At 62.0% G+C, this 17,787-nt stretch carries 15 protein-coding genes; 10 read left to right on the top strand and 5 right to left on the bottom strand.

Annotated features, from left to right (window positions below; genetic code table 11):
- The first annotated feature begins 65 nt into the window (after window positions 1-65).
- The 3 genes from hprK (at window position 66) to AK2_RS06970 (ending at window position 2,586) form a co-directional block, all read left to right on the top strand.
- Window positions 66-1,007, top strand: coding sequence for an HPr(Ser) kinase/phosphatase (gene hprK / locus AK2_RS06980; protein WP_067932752.1), 942 nt, complete (start codon window positions 66-68; stop codon window positions 1,005-1,007).
- A gap of 79 nt (window positions 1,008-1,086) precedes the next feature.
- On the top strand, window positions 1,087-2,280 hold the full coding sequence (locus tag AK2_RS06975) for a G5 domain-containing protein (RefSeq protein WP_157076254.1): 1,194 nt from the start codon (window positions 1,087-1,089) through the stop codon (window positions 2,278-2,280).
- A gap of 15 nt (window positions 2,281-2,295) precedes the next feature.
- Window positions 2,296-2,586, top strand: coding sequence for a M23 family metallopeptidase (locus AK2_RS06970; RefSeq protein WP_083520935.1), 291 nt, complete (start codon window positions 2,296-2,298; stop codon window positions 2,584-2,586).
- A 10-nt stretch (window positions 2,587-2,596) separates the two neighbouring features.
- Here AK2_RS06970 and AK2_RS06965 read toward each other — a convergent pair whose 3' ends face one another.
- Genes AK2_RS06965 through AK2_RS06950 form a run of 4 tightly spaced genes read right to left on the bottom strand, consistent with a single transcriptional unit; the run spans window position 2,597 to window position 6,127 of the window.
- A complete protein-coding gene (locus tag AK2_RS06965) occupies window positions 2,597-3,457 on the bottom strand; it encodes a metal ABC transporter permease (protein WP_083520934.1) in 861 nt (286 codons plus the stop codon).
- Window positions 3,448-4,335, bottom strand: a complete 888-nt coding sequence (locus AK2_RS06960; protein ID WP_245632807.1) for a metal ABC transporter permease — start codon at window positions 4,333-4,335, stop codon at window positions 3,448-3,450. The genes AK2_RS06965 and AK2_RS06960 overlap by 10 nt, the downstream gene beginning before the upstream one ends.
- Window positions 4,335-5,174, bottom strand: a complete 840-nt coding sequence (locus AK2_RS06955) for a metal ABC transporter ATP-binding protein (protein WP_067932743.1) — start codon at window positions 5,172-5,174, stop codon at window positions 4,335-4,337. Before AK2_RS06955 ends, AK2_RS06960 begins: the two co-directional genes overlap by 1 nt.
- A complete protein-coding gene (locus AK2_RS06950; protein WP_083520933.1) occupies window positions 5,174-6,127 on the bottom strand; it encodes a metal ABC transporter solute-binding protein, Zn/Mn family in 954 nt (317 codons plus the stop codon). Before AK2_RS06950 ends, AK2_RS06955 begins: the two co-directional genes overlap by 1 nt.
- A 249-nt stretch (window positions 6,128-6,376) precedes the next feature.
- On the opposite strand from AK2_RS06950, the gene AK2_RS06945 reads away from it, so the two are divergent.
- Entirely contained in the window at window positions 6,377-6,802 is a 426-nt protein-coding gene (locus tag AK2_RS06945; protein WP_067932739.1) for a Fur family transcriptional regulator, read from the top strand.
- A 91-nt stretch (window positions 6,803-6,893) separates the two neighbouring features.
- Here the strand turns inward: AK2_RS06945 and argS are convergent, their stop codons facing one another.
- Window positions 6,894-8,597 carry an arginine--tRNA ligase gene (gene argS / locus AK2_RS06940; RefSeq protein WP_067932737.1) on the bottom strand — a complete coding sequence of 568 codons (1,704 nt, stop codon included), beginning with the start codon at window positions 8,595-8,597 and terminating at the stop codon, window positions 6,894-6,896.
- Between the two features lie 222 nt (window positions 8,598-8,819).
- Here argS and AK2_RS06935 point away from each other — a divergent pair, with 222 nt between their 5' ends.
- From AK2_RS06935 to AK2_RS06910, 6 genes are all read left to right on the top strand, one after another.
- Complete coding sequence (locus AK2_RS06935) at window positions 8,820-10,544, top strand: tetratricopeptide repeat protein (RefSeq protein ID WP_067932735.1); 1,725 nt, start codon at window positions 8,820-8,822, stop codon at window positions 10,542-10,544.
- 68 nt (window positions 10,545-10,612) lie between these two features.
- On the top strand, window positions 10,613-11,572 hold the full coding sequence (gene trxB / locus AK2_RS06930; protein ID WP_067932734.1) for a thioredoxin-disulfide reductase: 960 nt from the start codon (window positions 10,613-10,615) through the stop codon (window positions 11,570-11,572).
- A gap of 287 nt (window positions 11,573-11,859) precedes the next feature.
- Complete coding sequence (locus AK2_RS06925; protein ID WP_067932732.1) at window positions 11,860-12,081, top strand: heterocycloanthracin/sonorensin family bacteriocin; 222 nt, start codon at window positions 11,860-11,862, stop codon at window positions 12,079-12,081.
- Between the two features lie 198 nt (window positions 12,082-12,279).
- Complete coding sequence (locus AK2_RS06920) at window positions 12,280-14,214, top strand: putative thiazole-containing bacteriocin maturation protein (RefSeq protein ID WP_067932730.1); 1,935 nt, start codon at window positions 12,280-12,282, stop codon at window positions 14,212-14,214.
- Entirely contained in the window at window positions 14,211-16,154 is a 1,944-nt protein-coding gene (locus AK2_RS06915; RefSeq protein WP_067932728.1) for a TOMM precursor leader peptide-binding protein, read from the top strand. Before AK2_RS06920 ends, AK2_RS06915 begins: the two co-directional genes overlap by 4 nt.
- A gap of 18 nt (window positions 16,155-16,172) precedes the next feature.
- Window positions 16,173-17,765 carry a SagB family peptide dehydrogenase gene (locus AK2_RS06910; protein ID WP_067932725.1) on the top strand — a complete coding sequence of 531 codons (1,593 nt, stop codon included), beginning with the start codon at window positions 16,173-16,175 and terminating at the stop codon, window positions 17,763-17,765.
- Window positions 17,766-17,787: the final 22 nt, after the last annotated feature.

The raw sequence follows: 17,787 nt of genomic DNA, 5'->3' as shown, positions 1-17,787 counted from the left end.
GGCCGGCGTTCTCTTCTGCTTTGGGGCGTCAGGCGCCACCCGATTGGCGAAAGAGGTGACAGGCGGTGAGCAAAGAGCGAGGGGTCAGCGTGGCGGAGCTGGTGGACGGGCTGCGGCTGAAGGTGTTCACTGAGGACGCGGACTTTGACCGCAAGGTGTCGACGATAGACATTAACCGTCCGGGCCTTGCGCTGGCTGGGTACTTAAAGTATCATCCCGCGGATCGAATACAGCTCTTGGGACGGACCGAGTTGTCTTTCTTGGCAGGCATGGACAGCCGCGAGCAGGCGCTGCGCCTGTTTGCGTTTTGTTCGTATGATCAAACGCCGTGTGTGGTCGTCTCCCGGGGCCAAACCCCTCCCGAGGCTCTGCTACGCGAAGCGGAGAGCCGGGGGCTGGCGGTGTTGGGCACCGATATGGTGACGACTCGGGCCGCGGCCGTCATCTCCAGTTTCCTCGAGGCGCGGCTGGCGCCCGAGACATTGGTGCACGGCGTGCTGGTGGACGTCTACGGCATCGGCATTTTGATCACCGGATCGAGCGGGATCGGCAAGAGTGAGACCGCCCTCGAATTGGTCAAACGCGGACACCGGTTGGTGGCGGACGACGCGGTGGTCATCCGACAGATTTCCGACAACACCTTGGTGGGCAGCGCTCCCGAACTGCTGCAGCACCTGCTCGAAATTCGCGGGCTGGGCGTGCTCAACGCGATGACCCTGTTTGGAGCGGGCGCGGTGCGCACGCACAAAAAGTTGGCCATGGTGGTGCATCTGGAGGCGTGGCGGGAGGATGTGGCTTACGACAGGCTCGGCATCGACGAACAAAAGGTGCGCATCCTCGACACGGAGCTCCCATCCCTTACCATCCCGGTCCGGCCCGGCCGGAACTTGGCGGTCATCATTGAGGTGGCGGCGATGAACTACCGTCTCAAGGTGCTGGGCTATCATGCGGCGCGGGAATTCACGGACCAACTGACGCAGGCCATCTTGGCGGAACACCGTCCATAATTTGGGCATTGGCTTGGTGCAGCAGGATTTTGTCCCTTCCCGTCGAATTCATGCGGTCGGCGGGGAGGGGCTTATTCTGTTGAGATGGAGACGACCAGGCGGGGTGGATGCGGGTGGAACTCGCAGCACCAGCGCAGACCATGACGTTTTGGCGGGGCGGGGAGAAAGGCGTTTTTGGCGATGGCAGCGCTTTCTTCGGTGGAAAACGGTATTTCGCCAGGGACGTTGGGGAACGGACAGCGAGGGTACGCGACGGCGCTCCAGTTGGGCACGCCTGTATGCGGCGGCAGGGTTCACCGTCGTGCTGCTGGCCGGTGTGGGCTGCTGGGTCCGTCACAAACTCGTTCAAACTTCCGAATGGGTGCAGGTGTACTCGGATGGCGCTTACGTTGGCATGGTGCCCAATGACGAATCGGTGCTTGCCTCCATCAGGCGATTGGCGCTTGGGCATGATGTGAGCATAAGCCTGCAGCCTGTCCACACCTTGGTCCCGAAATCTTACGACTGGTCGGCGGTGTGCACTCTGCCCACGCCAGCGACCGCGATCCTGGCCGACGGACGACCGCTTGTGTACACTCGGGACGCCGCCGCGGCTCAGCTGGTCTTGGACGAGGTGCGGCATGCTCTGTGGCCCGAGGCGGCGGGGGATGCGACCGGTCGCTTCCGCGAGGATGTATCGCTGCGACCCGTGACGGTAAGCGTGACCCAGGTGGTTTCGGCGGGCGCGGCGGTTGAGGAGATTCTGTATCCGCGGGCCATTCCTCTGGTGAAGGGGATTGAGAACCGATCAGGGGGGCTGCCGCCGGTACAGATGCTACAAACAGCCGCCGCGATGGCCGAGTCGAGAGAGGGCGGGGCCCGCCAGCTAGAAACATCCGGGCTCCGAAAAGGCGTTCCATCGCCAGCCGGAGACCGGGACGCGGGCCGCGCCCTGCACCCCTTGTTGCAGCTGGACGTGACCGTCATCCAACAACATTCGCTGCGCGTACCGTTCACCGTCCGCTATCAAGACGACGCCCGTCTCCCGGCCGGTGACTCGAAGGTCGTCCAGCGCGGGAAGGTGGGGCGTGTGCTGGAGACACTGCGGTTGCGCTACGTCAACGGGCAACTTCAGGACACACAAGTGGTGGCGCGCCGCACGACGACCGAGTCCCGACCGGAGATCCGACTGCGCGGAACGAACGAGGCGGAAGCCAGCAGCACCTGGCAGTGGCCGGTCTCCTCACATGTCGTGACCTCCGGGTTTGGCGAGCGCATACTGGGCGGGCAGTAGGAGTTCCATCCGGGTATCGACCTTGCCTGTCCGGTCGGGACGCCGGTGTACGCGGCCAACGACGGTCGAGTCGCGGAAGCGGGTCCCAACAGCGGCGGCTACGGGATCTGGGTCGTTCTGGATCATGGGAACGGCGTTCAGTCGGTTTATGGCCACCTCTCCCGTGTGGTCGTGCGAACCGGAGAGATGGTGCACAAGGGCCAACTGATTGCCTATTCCGGCGCCACCGGCCGCGTCACCGGACCGCATCTTCATTATGAGGTGCGCGTGGATGGCAAGCCGGTCAATCCGCGCCCGTATCTGTAGCCGGCCGTGGTCACTTTTTAGACGAGCGACCGGATATGGCCTTTCGACCGATGTGCACCATCCCGTATTCCAATATGATGATGGTCGTGGCGAAAAAACCCACTGGCCAGCCGGAATCGTAGGCCAGCAGGAGGGCCAGCCAAACCGCCACGAGGCCGAGCGCGCCGGCAAGGAGCAGGGTGTGCAGGCCGCGCCGGGTGACCAAGCAGGCGGTGGTAATCGGACCAATGAGCAGGCTGAAACTGAGCAGGGCGCCTACGACCGGTACGGTCATGACGCAGACGAGACCGATGAGGACGACGAATAGGTTTTCCAACAGCCGCTCCCGCACCCTTCGGGCCAGGGCTTGATCCCGGGCGACAGTGAGAAACAGCAGCGGGCGGTAGAGAGTCATCCAGAGCCCAGTTGTGACCAGGCCGACGGTCAAGGTTTGACCGACCTGAGGACCGCTGATGCCGACAATCTGTCCAAACAGCAACGCGTAGGCCGTTTCGCCATAAGCGTGACCCAGTGTGAGAAACAACTCGCCGGCACCCAGCGCCAGGACCAGGGTCAAGGCAGTCACTACGTCCCGCTTTCCCCGGCGGGACAGCGCGGACAGGACCAGACTCCCGAGCAGGTTGAAGGTGAGCAGCCCTGCCAGCGGCGGTATCTGCAGCACAGTGGCGCCGGCAATACCGGCGAAGCCAATCTTCGGCAGACTGTGAGCCATGAAGGCGGCTCCTCGCAAGACCACGAAGTATCCGACCAGGGTCGCCACCACGGCCACGACGGTTCCGCAAACATAGGCGTGCCACATGTATGGCGTTGTCAGCAGCCCGGGCGGCAACAGCCACAGGCACAAGGTATCCAGTACACCCATCATACGCATCTTTTCCCTCCCAACCCTCGGATGTGAGCGCGCCACCTGATGGTCATGCAGGCAAGGAGGTACTCCAGGAAGATGATGCCGGCGACGAGGAAACTGCAAGGGTAGCCGCGGCCTGCCGGCGGCCAGTTGTAACTGGCGTAGGCTAGACCGATGCCGAGCCAAGCCGCTATCGTCGCCAACAGCGCAGAGACGCCGATGGCTGTGCCCATACGATGGGAGAGGCGGACGCCCGCCGCCGCAGGTCCGATGAGGAAGGCGGTGCTGAGCAGTGCGCCCATTGCCAGCGCACTGTCTTCGGCTGCCACAACGAATGCCAGCATGAACAACAGTCCGATGAAGCGGACGGGAATGCCGCGCGCCTGCGCCCACTCGGCGTCGATAGAGCAGGTCAGCAACGGTCGGTAGAGTGCAGCGAACAAGAGAAGGATTGCCACCGATGTGCCGATGAGCCAAGGGGTCGTGTTCGGATCCACAGTGAACACGGAACCGAACAGGACCGACATGGTGACGTCCGCGGTGTTGCTGACCCGCGTGTCGAGAAACAGAAACAGCGCTCCCAACCCCATAAAAAAGGTGAGTACCAATCCGGTCGCGCTGTCGCGGCCGCTGGCGCGTTTGCCCAACACCTCCATACCCGCTCCGGCCAGCAGGCCAAAGGACAGGAAGCCGTACCAGGCATTGATGGAGACAAGGAAGCTGGCCGAGGCACCGGTTGCGCCCACATCGGTCAGGATGTGGCCGGCGAATGATTGACCGCGCATGACGATAAACACGCCCACGACTGCCGACGCGACGCCGGCGGAAGTGGTGATGTAGAGCGCATTCCACACTTGTGGGCTGTGCCAGAACGGCGAATGCACGAAGGTAGCCAGGTCCATCACGGAGTCGTCACCTCCCAGTCTTGAAGACTGGTGTACGCTGTTGCATCTGGCGGGACCACATGCACGTCCGGGCTTCCGACGACGACAATCCTCCCCTGCACCCGCATCACTTCGACCGGGTATCCGTACAATCGGCTGAGCGACTCTGACGTCATGACTTCGTCGGCTCTGCCTGCCATCGACCGGCCCCGGGCCAGATAAACTACCTTGTCCAACGCGGACAACAGCGGATTGAGGTCGTGCGCGACGAGCAGGATGGCCACCCCGCGCTCGCGAGCGAGGTAACGGAGTAAGCGCACGACTTCATGCGTATTGCGGATGTCCAGATTGGACAGCGGTTCATCGACCAAGAGCAGGCGTGGCTCACCGACCAACGCCTGGGCAATCTGCAGGCGTTGCAGTTCGCCGCCGGACAGTCGCCCCACCGGTGCATCGGCATAGGCCAATGCGCGTACAGACGCGAGCGCTTGCTGCACGCGTTCCCGCCGTGACCGGCGCGGCAGGGGCACACCCCAGCGTACGCCGTCCAGACCGAGGGCGACGAAATCTCGGCCCCGCAACGGGATGTCTGGGTCAAGATGGACCTTTTGCGGCACGTAACCAATGGCCGGGTTGCCACGGCGGATGGGCCGATTATCCATTAAGATCTGTCCTTGGGCAGGGGTGAGCAATCCTAGGATGGTCTTGAGTAAGGTCGTCTTGCCGGCTCCGTTGGGGCCGATGAGACCGACAAATTCTCCGGCTTGGATTTGAAATCGGACACCGGATAGCACCAGTCTCCTTTGCAGGTGAACGTGGACGTCCCGTACGTCGAGCACTGGTTTCGCCTCTCCCATCAGTCAATCCTCTCCGTCGATTTTCCGTTCTGCAGGGCCCGCTTTAATGCCATGATTTCGGCTTCCATCCAGGATTGATAATTGTGGTGCGCCGGCATTGTCTCATACACGCCGACGACGGGAATGTGGTTCTGCTTGGCCAAGGCAAGCAGGGATTTGGTCGCCGGGTCCACCACCTGCTGGTTGTAGACCAGGACTTTGACACGCCTCTGTTGCAATAGGTCATCCTCCTGCTCAACCAGCTGCGGAGCCGGGTCTGTGTCGTTCATGACCGCGGCCTCGTACGCCCATGGCGTTTTGATGTCCAAGCCCGCTGCCTGCAAGAGATAATCGGCCACTGGCTCCGTAACCGCTACGCCGGCGTGCGGGAATTCTCGCTTGAGGTCTGCCACTTCTTGGTGCCACGTCTCTAGCGAGTCTTGAAATTTCTTGAGGTTGGCTTCGAAGTAGGATTTGTGCTTCGGATCTTGAGCCGACAGGGCATGGAACACCAATTGCGCGACTTTGGTCATGGTCCCAGGTTTGTACCAAAGGTGCGGATTACGCGTGTTGGTGCTGAGGCCGAGAGCCTCGCTCACATCAATCACTTTCCGGTTGGGATTCGGGGATCCCGCTTCCAGCTTGTTCATGAAACCGTCGTAACCGAGTCCGTTCTGTACCACAAGCGTGGCTTGGCTCACCGCTGCCGCGTCGTGGGTCCCCGCCTCGTATGTATGCGGGTCTGTGTTCGGGTTGCTCATGATGGCCTCGACCGACACATACCTGCCGCCAATCTGTTTAATGACGTCCGCGTACTCGTTTTCCGCTCCGATGGCGTGGATGACTTTGGTTGCGGCTTTGGAATCGACCTGGTTGGTCGTGGAGTGTCCCGAAACCGAGGGTGATCCACAGGCGCAAACGATGGCAGTTGTGGCGGCAATCCACACGGCCGTGACCAATCGACACTTCTGCAAGAGTTCACAACCCCTTTGCTTGTAGAAAATGATTTTCTATTATCTTGGATGGAAGGCAGTATAGCAGAGATCCATGAGCCTTGTAAATAGGAATAATTCTTATTTAATCTGCCTTTGATTCGCTCGGCTCCGCTGGTTCCATTCGGACGCTCCGCGGTCACGACCTGTCGAGTGCTTTCGGACATGAAGCGGGTGGTGGTGGTACACTGGCCCTACAACGTGCGTTCAAAGTGAAGGGGGGAGTGAGCGTTGATAGACAGAGAGCAAGTCGCAAAGCGACTCAAGGGAGCAGGCTATAAATTCACGGGCCCACGCCGACTCGTTATAGACGTGTTCTTCCGTCATCCAGAAGCGAGTTTGGCGGTCAAGGATGTCCTGGCAGAGGTGCAGGGAGAGTGCCCGCATGTCAGTCCAGATACCGTCTATCGCACCGTAGCCTTGCTGGAGAAGCTGGGTGTCGTGGAGCCCCTGGATTTTTCCGATGAGGCGAAGAAGTACAGGCTGGCCTGCGGAACGGAGCATCACCATCATCTGGTATGTCTGCGTTGCGGGGCGGTCATGCCGCTTCAGTACTGTCCGCTGGTCGAAGTGGAGGATGGGGTAGAGGGTTTTTCCATCGTGGACCATCGATTTGAACTCTATGGCTACTGCAAGGCGTGTCAGCAAACGCCGTAATGGCTGACCAGAGGATGGCTACAGACCAGGTGCGCACCGCGGACGATTCGGGGTCACCCAATCCCTGCCGCCATCCTTGGTGAGCCTTGCGTCACATCGCCTCCGGTGCCTTGAGGCCCAACAGGTAGAGACTGAACGTCAGGACCCGGCGGACGGCAAGGGTCAGGACCAAACGCTGTTCGCGCAGCGCAGGCTCTGCCCCGAGAATCGGGGCGTCGTGGTAGAAACGGTTGAAGGCGTGGCTGACATCCAGCGCGTAACGGGCAATCTGGGACGGATCCATATCGTCCAGCGCGCGTTCGAACACCTCGTTGGCCTGCGCGAACAAGCGTACCAACGTCCATTCGCTCTCCGTGACCTGCGTGAAGGAAGCTCGCTCTGGCACCCGCACGCCTTCCGACTCGGCCTTGCGCAGGACGCTGCACGCCCGCGCATGCGTGTACTGCACATAAGGTCCGGTTTCGCCATCAAAGTTGAGCACATCCTCGAAGCGGAAGTCCACTTCGTGCAGGCGGTAGTTCTTGAGGTCGTTGAAAATCACCGCGCCGACACCCACATCCTTCGCGACCTGCTCCTTGTTCGGCAGCGACGGATTTTTCTCTTCGATAATGCGCGTGGCCTCGCTGACGGCCTGTTCCAGGACGTCTTCCAGGTACACCACCTGACCACGGCGTGTCGACAGACGCTTGCCGTTGTACTTCATAAGGCCGAACGCCACATGGCGGCAGTTGGCCGCCCACTCGCGGCCCATCCGGCGCAGCACCTCGAACAGCTGCGCGAAGTGGAGCTTTTGTTCCGCCCCGACCACGTAAATCAGGTGATTGGCGCCGAGCACGTCGTGCCGGTACAGGGCGGCTGCCAGGTCACGGGTCGCGTAGATGCTGGTGCCGTCCGATTTCACGATGATGCACGGTGGCATGTCCACGTCCGACAGGTCCACAACCTCGGCGCCCTGGCTCTCGATGAGCAGGTTTTTGGCCCGGAGCTCGTCGATGACCGCCTGCATCTTGTCGTTGTAAAAACTCTCACCTAGATAATGGTCAAATTCCACGCCCAACAGGTCGTAGGTCTTGCGAAACTCTTTCAGGCTTTCGTCGATGAACCAACGCCACAGCCGGACGGCCTCGGCATCGCCAGATTCCAGGCGCTTGAACCACATCCGTCCCTCTTCCTCAAGTTCCGGGTTGTTCTCCGCTTCTTGGTGAAACCGCACATACAAGTGCAAAAGCTCTCGCACCGGGTTTTGGCGCACCGTCTCCTCGTCGCCCCAACGCAGGTAGGCGGCGATGTTCTTGCCAAACTGGGTGCCCCAATCCCCCAGGTGGTTGACCCCGATGACGGTGAAGCCGTCGCACCGCATCATGCGCGCCAGGGCTTGCCCAATCATGGTGGACCGCAGGTGCCCGACGCCAAACGGCTTGGCGATGTTGGGGGACGAGTAGTCAATGGCCGCCGTGTCGCCCTGATGCCGGCGCTTGGAGAACAGGGACGCTGGGTCGCTCGCCGCCAGGTTGACAAACTCGTCCGCCACCTCCGCCCGGCTCAGACGGATGTTGACATACGCCCCCGCGACCTCGACGGTGGCAAAGTGGCCGCTGGCGGTCAGCGCTTCCGCCACCTGGGCGGCAATCATCTGGGGGCTTTTGCGCAGCTGCTTGGCAAAACGAAAGCAAGGCAGCGCCAGATCCCCCAGCTCCGGCTGCGGCGGGTACTCCACCAGCGCCGCCACTTCGTCCACCGCCGCGTTGAGCACCGGCGCCGCCACTTCGGCGACAGCGTATTTCTGCGATTTCATCGATGAATCTCCTCCACATTCCGAGAGGCGGGAGGGCAATCGAAGCCGCGGCCCGCCGCATGTCATAATTCTAGAATTATACCATAGTCCGGACCAGCTCCCCACCAGCCTTCACCCGTTTCCGGCTGTATGGTATACTGCAGTCACATTCCAGTGGTTCACATAACTTTGGCACAGGCTGGACAAAGATGGACCGCGGGCAATCGTACGGGAGGTGGTCAGGTGAGACGGACGGCCACATCGGACAACCAGGTTCAGGCGGATCGTCAAGGGAATGTGATTTCCCTGCGCCAGGATGCGGACTTCTTTATGGAGCGGGGACTCACATACCTCGAGCGAAACAACCTGGAAAAAGCCCTGCGGGCGTTTCGCAAAACGGTGGAATACGATCCGGACAATCCGGTGAACCATTGCAATTTGGCGGGAGTTTTGGCTGAACTGGGGAACTTCGAGGAATCCAACCGGGTACTCCTGCACATTCTCCGCGAGCTGGACCCGTCCATGGCCGAGTGTCAGTTTTATCTGGCCAACAATTATGCGAACATGGGCGATTACGAAGCAGCGGAGGAGCATGTGCTGCGCTATCTGGATGCCGATCCGGACGGGGAATTTGCCCTGGAGGCGCGGGAGATGCTGACCATTCTGGTGGAGGAGTTCGGCGGCGGCAAGGTGTACGAAAAGTGGAAGGCGCGGGCGATTGAGAAAGAACGGGCGGCGGCCCGCCGCGACGGCCGACAGCTGTTGGAGGAGGGGCAGTTTGAGGCAGCCGTCGAGTGCCTGGAACGGTTGGTGGCCAACGACCCAAACAACCTGGCGGCACGCAACAACCTCTCCCTGGCGTACTACTACGCGGGTCACTACGAGCGGGCCATCGCCACAGCCGAGGCGGTTCTCGACGCGGAGCCGGACAACATCCACGCGCTTTGCAACCTCGCCATCTTCAGCGCCCGCTGTGGGCCGATTCTCCGTTTGTATGAGTGCATCGAACGGTTGAAGAAGGTCTTTCCGCTTCACTATGACCAGGCCATGAAAGTTGCGACCACGCTCGGCATCGTCGGCGAGCATGAGACAGCCTATCGGATTTTCCGCGGGCTGGCGCGGCTGGTGGATGAGGTGGAGCCGGTTTTGCTGCACTCGCTGGCCGCTGCCGCCGCGAATTCGGGACGGCTGCGCACGGCGCGCCGGTACTGGCAAACGCTTTGCCAAGCGCCCGGGATGCACGAGGTCGCCCGCTATTACCTGGACAAGGTCGAGGCAGCGATTGCCCACCGTCAACCGCTGCTGCGCGTCAGCTATCAGTATGACTATCCGCTGCAGCAACAGCTGCGGATGATGAAGGAGCGCTTGCGGCGGGCCAATCCATCCGAATGGCGAGACGACGCGCTTCTGCGCGCATCCCTGTATTGGGGGTTGCGGCATGGCACGTCGGTGACGCGGCGGGCGGTGATTCGCACCCTCGCCTTGATTGCCGACGAGGACGCGCAGCAGGCACTGCGCCTGTTTGTCAAGCGCGCGGACATTGACTGGAACCTCAAGGCGGCCGCCCTGTGCGCGCTCAAGACGTGCGATGCGCACGCCACCGTCGAATGGTACCAGGATGGTGAGATGCACACGGCGAAATTGATCGAGTTGCCCTGGGATCTGCTGCTGGAGGCCGAGCCCTTGTGGCAGCGGGTTTGGCAGATCACGGAGGAAGGGTTGCGCGAACACGTGGGCGAGGCGTCGCTGGCTCGTGCGAAGACTGTCTGGTTGGCCTTCCTCCGGCGGCTTTTCTTGCAGGATGACGTGCGCATGGTCAAACCTGAAATCTGGGCGGCCGGACTGTACTATTGTCAGCTGAAGGTGGACGGGCTTAAGGTACGGCAAAAGGATGCGGCAGCTCGCTACGGGGTGTCTGTATCGTCAGTACGCAAGGTGGCCCTGCGCCTGCAGCCTTTGTTTCAGTGATGGCAGTTTGAAGGGTCAAAGCAACCGGAGCCTAAACCGGTCGTGACAAAGTCCCTGGAGGTGGAGACATGTACGACGTCGTCATCATCGGCGGCGGGCCGGCCGGACTCTCGGCGGGAGTCTACGCGGCGCGCGCCAATCTGAAGACGCTGATTGTGGAGCGCGGCCTGCCGGGAGGACAGATGCAAAACACGCTGGAAGTGGAGAATTACACTGGCATCAAGATGATTTTGGGGCCCGAGCTGTCCGAATCGATGCGAGACCACGCCGAGTCGTTGGGTGTGGAGTTCAAAATGGCCGCGGTGGAACGCGTTGAACTGGAAGCCCAGCCCAAGCGGGTCTACACCACCGAGGGTGAGGTGTTGGCTAAGGCGGTGATTGTCGCTACCGGCGCCACCCCGCGACGTCTTGGCATTCCTGGCGAGGACAAACTGTCAGGGCGCGGCGTCAGTTGGTGTGCGGTGTGTGACGGGGCCTTCTTTCGCAACAAGCGGATTGCCGTAGTCGGAGGCGGTGACAGCGCCTGTGAGGAGGGCGTGTTCCTCACCCGCTTCGGGGAGAAGGTGACCCTGATTCACCGGCGCGACAAGCTGCGGGCGCAGCCGATTTTACAGAAGCGCGCCTTGGAGAATGACAAGATGGAGTTCATATGGAACCATCAGGTGGTCGAGGTGCTGGGCGACAACAAGGTAACCGGCATCCGGATTCGCCATGTCGCCACCGGGGAGGAGCAGACCCTGGATGTGGACGCTCTCTTCATCTATGTCGGGTTTGACCCCATCACGTCGTTCCTTCAGGGCAGCCGCATCCTGGATGAGAATGGCTACGTGCTGACCGATGAGGATATGAAGACCTCGATTCCTGGCGTGTTCGCCGCTGGCGACGTGCGGGCCAAGGGATTGCGGCAAATCATCACGGCGGCAGCGGAAGGGGCGATAGCCGCTATGTCCGCGTATCACTACGTGGAATCGCTCGCCGACGGGGAACAGGAACCGACAGGGGCGGGCGGCGTGGCCGTCAAGCCGTGACCGTGAGAGAATTGGCGCTGTCACACATTTTTAAAACGGATGTAATACGCGTGAAACATGACCGTTGTAGGATAAAGATGCATCACATTTGACCCCCTTATTCATATAGATGCTTGTTGGGCGCCGCGTTGTCGGCGCCGCTTTTTTATGGTCACGCATCTAATTCTGGCCTCTTTCGTACGCATCCACTGCAAAATAGGTCTTTGCGACAAGATATAGGCCTTTACGGTGCTCGTTCCCATCACATATATGTACATCACAGGCTATGGGAGGGAGGGATACGGAGGATGGACGACTTCAAGAAAGAGCTGCAAAAGCTGAAGCTCGACGAGTTCAAAGCCAGCGAGGTCGCGTCGGCGGAAGGCAAGGGGTCCAAGGATGCGGCTCTCGCCCAGTTCGGCTGTTTCCGTTGCTTTAATTGTTTCCGCTGCTTTAACTGTTTTCGGTGTTTCAATTGTTTCCGCTGCTTCAACTGCTTCCGTTGCGGCGCCTGCGGCCGCTGTTTCTGACCGGATGGGCACGCCCCCCGGAAAATGGTGCTGGCGAAGTGAACGAGGAACCCATATAGGTTGTCCCTACGGCATGGGCCCCTGTCCGATACAGCGCGTACAGGGGCATTTGCCGTAAGGGCAGATTCCGCACGCGTACATAGGATGGGAAAGACGGGAGCCGCGTGGGGGACATGACAGACATGGAGGAGAGGCGGAATGAACGCTTTGCGGCCTTCGATGCGAATGAAAGTCAAGGCGGACACGTTTTTTGTTCCGGATCCGAACGGCGACGGCGTGTATTTCCGGAACAACGAAGGTTCTTTTCGCATAGAGGGGAGGTCCATCCACCTGTGGGTGGAAAAGCTGCTGCCTGTGTTCAACGGGCAGCACACGCTGCAGGAGTTGACTGACGGATTGCCGGAACCTTATCGGGACCGGGTCTACGACATTGCCGAACTGTTGTACAAGAACGGCTATGTGCGCGATGTGAGCACCGACCTTCCCCATCAGCTGTCGCACCAGGTGGCGATGAAGTACGCGCCGCAGATTGAGTTCCTCGACAGCCTGGGCGGAAATGGAGCCTATCGCTTTCAGCGTTACCGCGAGGCCAAAGCGCTGGTCGTGGGATGCGGCCCGTTTCTGCTCGCCCTGACAGGGGCACTGCTTGAGACCGGCTTGCCGCGGGTGCACCTGCTGGTGACAGACTCCACTCCCACGAATCGGCAAAGGATAACAGAATTAGAAAGTCATTTTCAGCAGGCAGACCCTGAAGTGGCGGTCGTGGAATTGGAACCGCTGCAAAAACCGGGAGCATGGCGGGAGACGGTGCGTCGCTTTGACGCCGTGTTCTACGTGAGCCCGTCACTTGACCTGACGGAATTGCTCGCCCTGCAGTCGGCGTGCCGCGCGGAGCGCTGCTTGTTTGTGCCGGCTGTGTTTGCGGAGCAGGCGGGCATGGCGGGACCTCTAGTGGGGCCGGACAGCAAGGTGTGTTGGGAGTCGGCGTGGCGCCGCCTGCACCGGTCGGCCGTGTGCAAAGACCCCGAGTTGCACCCGTTCTCGCCAACCGCGGCTGCGCTGCTGGCGAACGTGGCGGTGTTCGAGTGGTTCAAGTCGGTCACCGAGGTGGACGATCCGCACACGGAGGCGTCGGTCTTCCTGCTCAACCTGGAGACGCTGGAAGGCGACTGGCACTCGTGTCTCCCGCACCCGCTGGTTTCCGGTCTGGTGTCGCCGCAACGGGTGGACAAATCCCGCATCCTGGATGATACGCGCGATTTCAGCGACGGGGAGAACGGTGTCCTATCCTACTTCGCCGGTCTGACATCCACGACGACAGGCGTCTTCCACCTCTGGGAGGAAGGCAGTCTTCGGCAGTTTCCGCTCCCCCAGTGCCGGGTGCAGCCGGTCGATCCGCTGTCCCCCGGACCTGCTCTCCTGCTCCCGGACCTGGTCGGCACAGGCTTCACGCATGTAGAGGCGCGGCGGGAAGCCGGACTGCTGGGAATCGAGGCCTATGTGGCGCGCCTGGCGGAGCAAGTGGTGCCGCCCGCCTTGGCCCATCGGGACGAGTGCATCGGCGTGGGGGCGGGCGTCACGGCTGCGGAAGCGGTCTGCCGCGGCCTGGAAAAGTGTTTGGCCGCGGCGTTGCGCAAGCAGTTGGCCTGCACGAGTCCGCGGGTGGTCCCCGTGAAACTGGGTACGGTTGAAGATAAGCACGGCCATTTCTACTTGCAGTCCTTGGCGGCGCTGGAAACGAACGTGGTGATTGGTCTGGGGCAGGCGATCTGCGGTTTCCCGGTGGTGTGGGTGGGCGCGAACGGGCGTTGGTACGCAAGCGTGGGACTGAACGAGACCCTGGCCCTGCGCGCCGCCCTGCAACAGGCATTGTGCGCGCAGAGCCCAACAGAGGGTCCCGCGATGTGCGCCTTCCAAGGCCCCTCTGTCCACCTTACCGACAAACCGCCATCCATTTTGGCCATCCCCTCCTGTGCGGCTGTATCGTGGGCCGAGGTCCTGCGGGTGGCGTTGACGGTGTTGAGGCGAAACCACAAGCGGATCGACATCCTTGACCTGACGCTGGAGCCGTTTCTGGGCCAACCCCTGGCCGGTGTCTTCGGCGTACTTGTGCGTGACGAGGAGGAAGCCTGATGAGCACGGTCCTGGTGATTGGCGGAGGCGTGCTGGCGGACCGCGTGAGTCAAGCACTGGCGCCCGACCATGATGTGATTCGCAGGCCGGATGTGGCGGTCGAACTGCCCGATTCCGTACGCCTGGCGCTCGTTGTCCATGACCAGTGGCGTCCGGCGGTCCACAGGCGGGCCGAAGACGCGTTTCAGCGAGCCGGCATCCCGTGGCTGCGCGGGTTTGTCGCCCTGGGCGCGGGGGTGGTGGGCCCGCTGGTGCGCCCGGGACAAGCGGGGTGCTCCCGGTGTGCCGATTTCCGGCGCTGGATGGCGGGGGCGGACAGGCAGGAGATGCGGCAGCTCGTGCAGCGCTGGACAGACTGCAGTGGGCCAGGACGAGATCCGTGGGCGTCGCGCTCCGGCCTGCTGCAGGTGGCGCAGCTGGTGACGGAGGAGGCGCGGCGGCTGCTGGCGGGACGCCCGCCGCGGACCGCGGGATACATGTACCTGGTGCACTTGAAAACGCTGCGGAGTTCCCGGCACCTGTTTCTGCCGAATCCGCTGTGCCCCGTCTGCGGCCAACCGGCCGCGGATTCCCCAAGCGACGCGCACATCCCGCTGCGACCCAGTCGCAAAGTCAGCCCAGACAGCTTTCGCTGCCGTTCCCTTGCCGAACTGAAACCGGTTCTGGAGCTCGAATACCTGGACGGCGAGACCGGGCTTCTGAACGGAAAGCTGCATGACCTCGGATCCCCCTTTGCGGCGGCGAGCGTCAATCTGCCCTTGATTCAGGGCGACGAGCCGACGGCAGGCCGGACACTCGCCTACGATGAAGCGGAACTGACCGCGATGCTGGAGGCGCTGGAGCGCTATTGCGGATTGGCACCGCGCGGCAAGCGGACGGGGGTGCGCGATTCCTTCCGCAAACTGGCTGCCGACGCGCTCAATCCCGCCACTGTCGGGCTGCACCGCCCCGACCAATACGCGCGGCCCGACTTTCCGTTCCAACCCTATCATCCCGACCGAGAGTTGGACTGGGTATGGGGCTACTCGTTCCTGCGCCAGAACCCCATTCTGGTACCGCGGGCGCTGGCGTATTACAGCCTCGGCTGCCGGGACGGCTTTGTCTATGAAACGTCGAACGGGTGCGCACTCGGCGGGACCTTGGTGGAGGCGATTTTCCACGCCATTCTCGAGGTCGTCGAGCGCGACGCCTTTCTGCTCACTTGGTACGCGCGGCTGCCGGCCCCGCGCCTGGACCCAGGTTCCCTGGACGACCCGGAGCTGCGTGCGATGATTCACCGTTTTCAGGAACTCACCGGCTACGAGCTGTTTTTGCACAATATCACGATGGAGAACCGCATTCCCAGCGTCTGGCTGACGGCGAAGAACCGCCGCCCCAGCGGGGCCAACCTGGTCTGCGCGGCGGGAGCGCACCTGGACCCCATCCGGGCTATCAAGAGCGCCCTGCACGAGTTGGCCGGAACCTTGGCGTTCCTCGATGAACGGTACGAGGAAAACCGGCACCGGTGCCAGCGGATGTATCGCGATCCGTTCTTCGTCCGCAGCATGGAAGACCATTCGCTGCTGTACAGCCTGCCGCAGGCCGAAGAGAGGCTGTCCTTCTTGTTCGACGGGCGCAGTGAATCGCGGGCGTTCAGCGCCGCTTTCCCCCGCTGGGAGACGCACGCGGACCTTACGGATGACCTGAGGGACCTGCTGGCGGTGTTTCGCCGCCTTCAGCTCGACGTTATTGTGGTGGATCAGACCGCACCCGAACTGAAGCGCAACGGGCTCTATTGCGTGAAAGTCCTGATTCCCGGGATGCTGCCGATGACCTTTGGTCATCACCTGACACGCCTGGAGGGGCTGGAACGCGTGCTGCGGGTGCCCCAGCAGCTGGGATACACCAAGCGGCCGTTGCGGCGGGGTCAGTTAAACCCGCATCCACACCCGTTTCCATGAACGCTTGGAGGTTATAGGATGGATTTGAAGGAGTTTCTCCGCAACCTGCATTTTGACGTCGACAAGGTGCGTCCGCCGGACTGGCACGTGGATTGGGAGGACGCTCCGCTGCCTTACAAACTCTACCGTGGCTTGCCCGCCTTCCCGCTGTCCGCGGAAGTGCCACTGACCCTTGCGCCCGATGCCCTAGTCCCAGACGCGGAGGTGGATTGGGAGCGGATCGGCCATTTTCTTTGGTATGTCTACGGGCTCAGCCAATTCAGCCACTCGGCCCTGGCCCTGAGCGAGCAGGACTTCGCTGCACTTCCCGTCTACACGCCGCGGCGGTTTGTACCTTCGGGAGGGGCGTTGTATCCGAGTGAACTGTACACCTACCTGAAAATCCGCGGCCTTCCCCGCGGCGTGTACCACTACGACGCGGCGCACCACCGTCTGGTGCTGCTCCGGGAAGGGGACTTTGACTCGTACCTGGAGCGGGCGCTCGGTCGCGGCTGTGACCTGTCCGCCTGTTTCGGCACCTTGTTTGTGTCAACAATGTATTGGAAGAACTTCTACAAATATTGCAACTTCGCCGCTCGCCTGCAGGGCCTGGACGCGGGCGTCCTGATGGGGCAGGCGCTGTCCGTGGCGCAGCGGTTTGGTTTCACTTGCGCCGTGCACTATCAGTTTCTCGACCGGGCTGTCAACCATCTGCTCGGGCTCGATTGGCGGGAAGAGACCGTCTTCGCCGTCATGCCCCTGTCACAGCAGCCGGCGCAAGTGTGGCTGACATGCGACCGGAGCGGAGGGGAGTGCGTCACGGCGTCGGGTCTCTGCGACCAGTTGCCGCCGTTGCAGCACCGGCACTTCGTCCGCTCGCGGACGGTCAAGGACTGCCCGGCTCTGGTGGAACTGAACCAAGCGGCGGCCTGGGACGTCACGGAATGGACTCGCTGGGTGCAGGCGAAGGAGGACAAGGAGTGGGCGCCGTCGGGAGCCGCGACGGTATCCTTGCGTGCGACGGCAGCGCCCGAGCATGACCTGGCGGCGGCCTGTCGAGCCCGCCACTCTCCAGGCACGGATTTCATCCCAGGAAAGGTGGATGCCGCGCAATTGGCCGCCCTGTTGCACCAGACCCTGGGAAGCTTCGTGTACGCGAATGATCTCGATGGAAGTCAGGGCCAACCTGCGTCGCGGCTGTCTCTCTGCGGCTGCCTGTACGGTGTCGAGGGCATCCCGGACGGTGCATACGTCTATGAGCCTGCCCGCCGCGAACTCCTTTGCCTGAGTCCAGGGGATCACAGGCACTGGTTGCACCAGGCGATGCCGCTGCCTACCGTCAACCTGTTTCAGGTCCCCGTCTGTCTGCACGTGGCGGGTCATCGCCACCATCTGCGGCCGTTTGGCGCGCGTGGGTATCGGATTCAGCAGATGGAAGCGGGGATGTTGGTGCAGAGATTGCTACTTGCCGCGTGCACGCTCGGTATGGGCGGGCACCCGCTGCTTGGCTTCGAGGCGCTCCCGTGCGACCAGTTGTACCGCCTGCCGCAGCAGGGGAAAACCAGCCTCATCCAGGTGCCGGTTGGACCGTACCGGCCCCATCCGCGGTTGCAGGGAGGGCTGCACGCGTAGGGGCGCGTGCAGAGGAAGGGAC

Origin of the sequence: Alicyclobacillus kakegawensis NBRC 103104 (genome assembly GCF_001552655.1) — a bacterium.
In the GTDB taxonomy this organism is placed as follows: Bacteria; Bacillota; Bacilli; order Alicyclobacillales; family Alicyclobacillaceae; genus Alicyclobacillus_G; species Alicyclobacillus_G kakegawensis.
Note: the sequence above shows the minus strand (reverse complement) of the source record. Positions and strands in the feature narration are given on the sequence as shown.

Excerpts from the sequence above, each read along its gene's own strand:
- AK2_RS06965 (WP_083520934.1), bottom strand. The coding sequence starts at position 3,457 with ATGCGTATGATGGGTGTACTGGATACCTTGTGCCTGTGGCTGTTGCCG.
- AK2_RS06960 (WP_245632807.1), bottom strand. The coding sequence starts at position 4,335 with ATGGACCTGGCTACCTTCGTGCATTCGCCGTTCTGGCACAGCCCACAA.
- AK2_RS06955 (WP_067932743.1), bottom strand. The coding sequence starts at position 5,174 with ATGGGAGAGGCGAAACCAGTGCTCGACGTACGGGACGTCCACGTTCAC.
- argS (WP_067932737.1), bottom strand. The coding sequence starts at position 8,597 with ATGAAATCGCAGAAATACGCTGTCGCCGAAGTGGCGGCGCCGGTGCTC.
- trxB (WP_067932734.1), top strand. The coding sequence starts at position 10,613 with ATGTACGACGTCGTCATCATCGGCGGCGGGCCGGCCGGACTCTCGGCG.
- AK2_RS06925 (WP_067932732.1), top strand. The coding sequence starts at position 11,860 with ATGGACGACTTCAAGAAAGAGCTGCAAAAGCTGAAGCTCGACGAGTTC.
- AK2_RS06920 (WP_067932730.1), top strand. The coding sequence starts at position 12,280 with ATGAACGCTTTGCGGCCTTCGATGCGAATGAAAGTCAAGGCGGACACG.
- AK2_RS06910 (WP_067932725.1), top strand. The coding sequence starts at position 16,173 with ATGGATTTGAAGGAGTTTCTCCGCAACCTGCATTTTGACGTCGACAAG.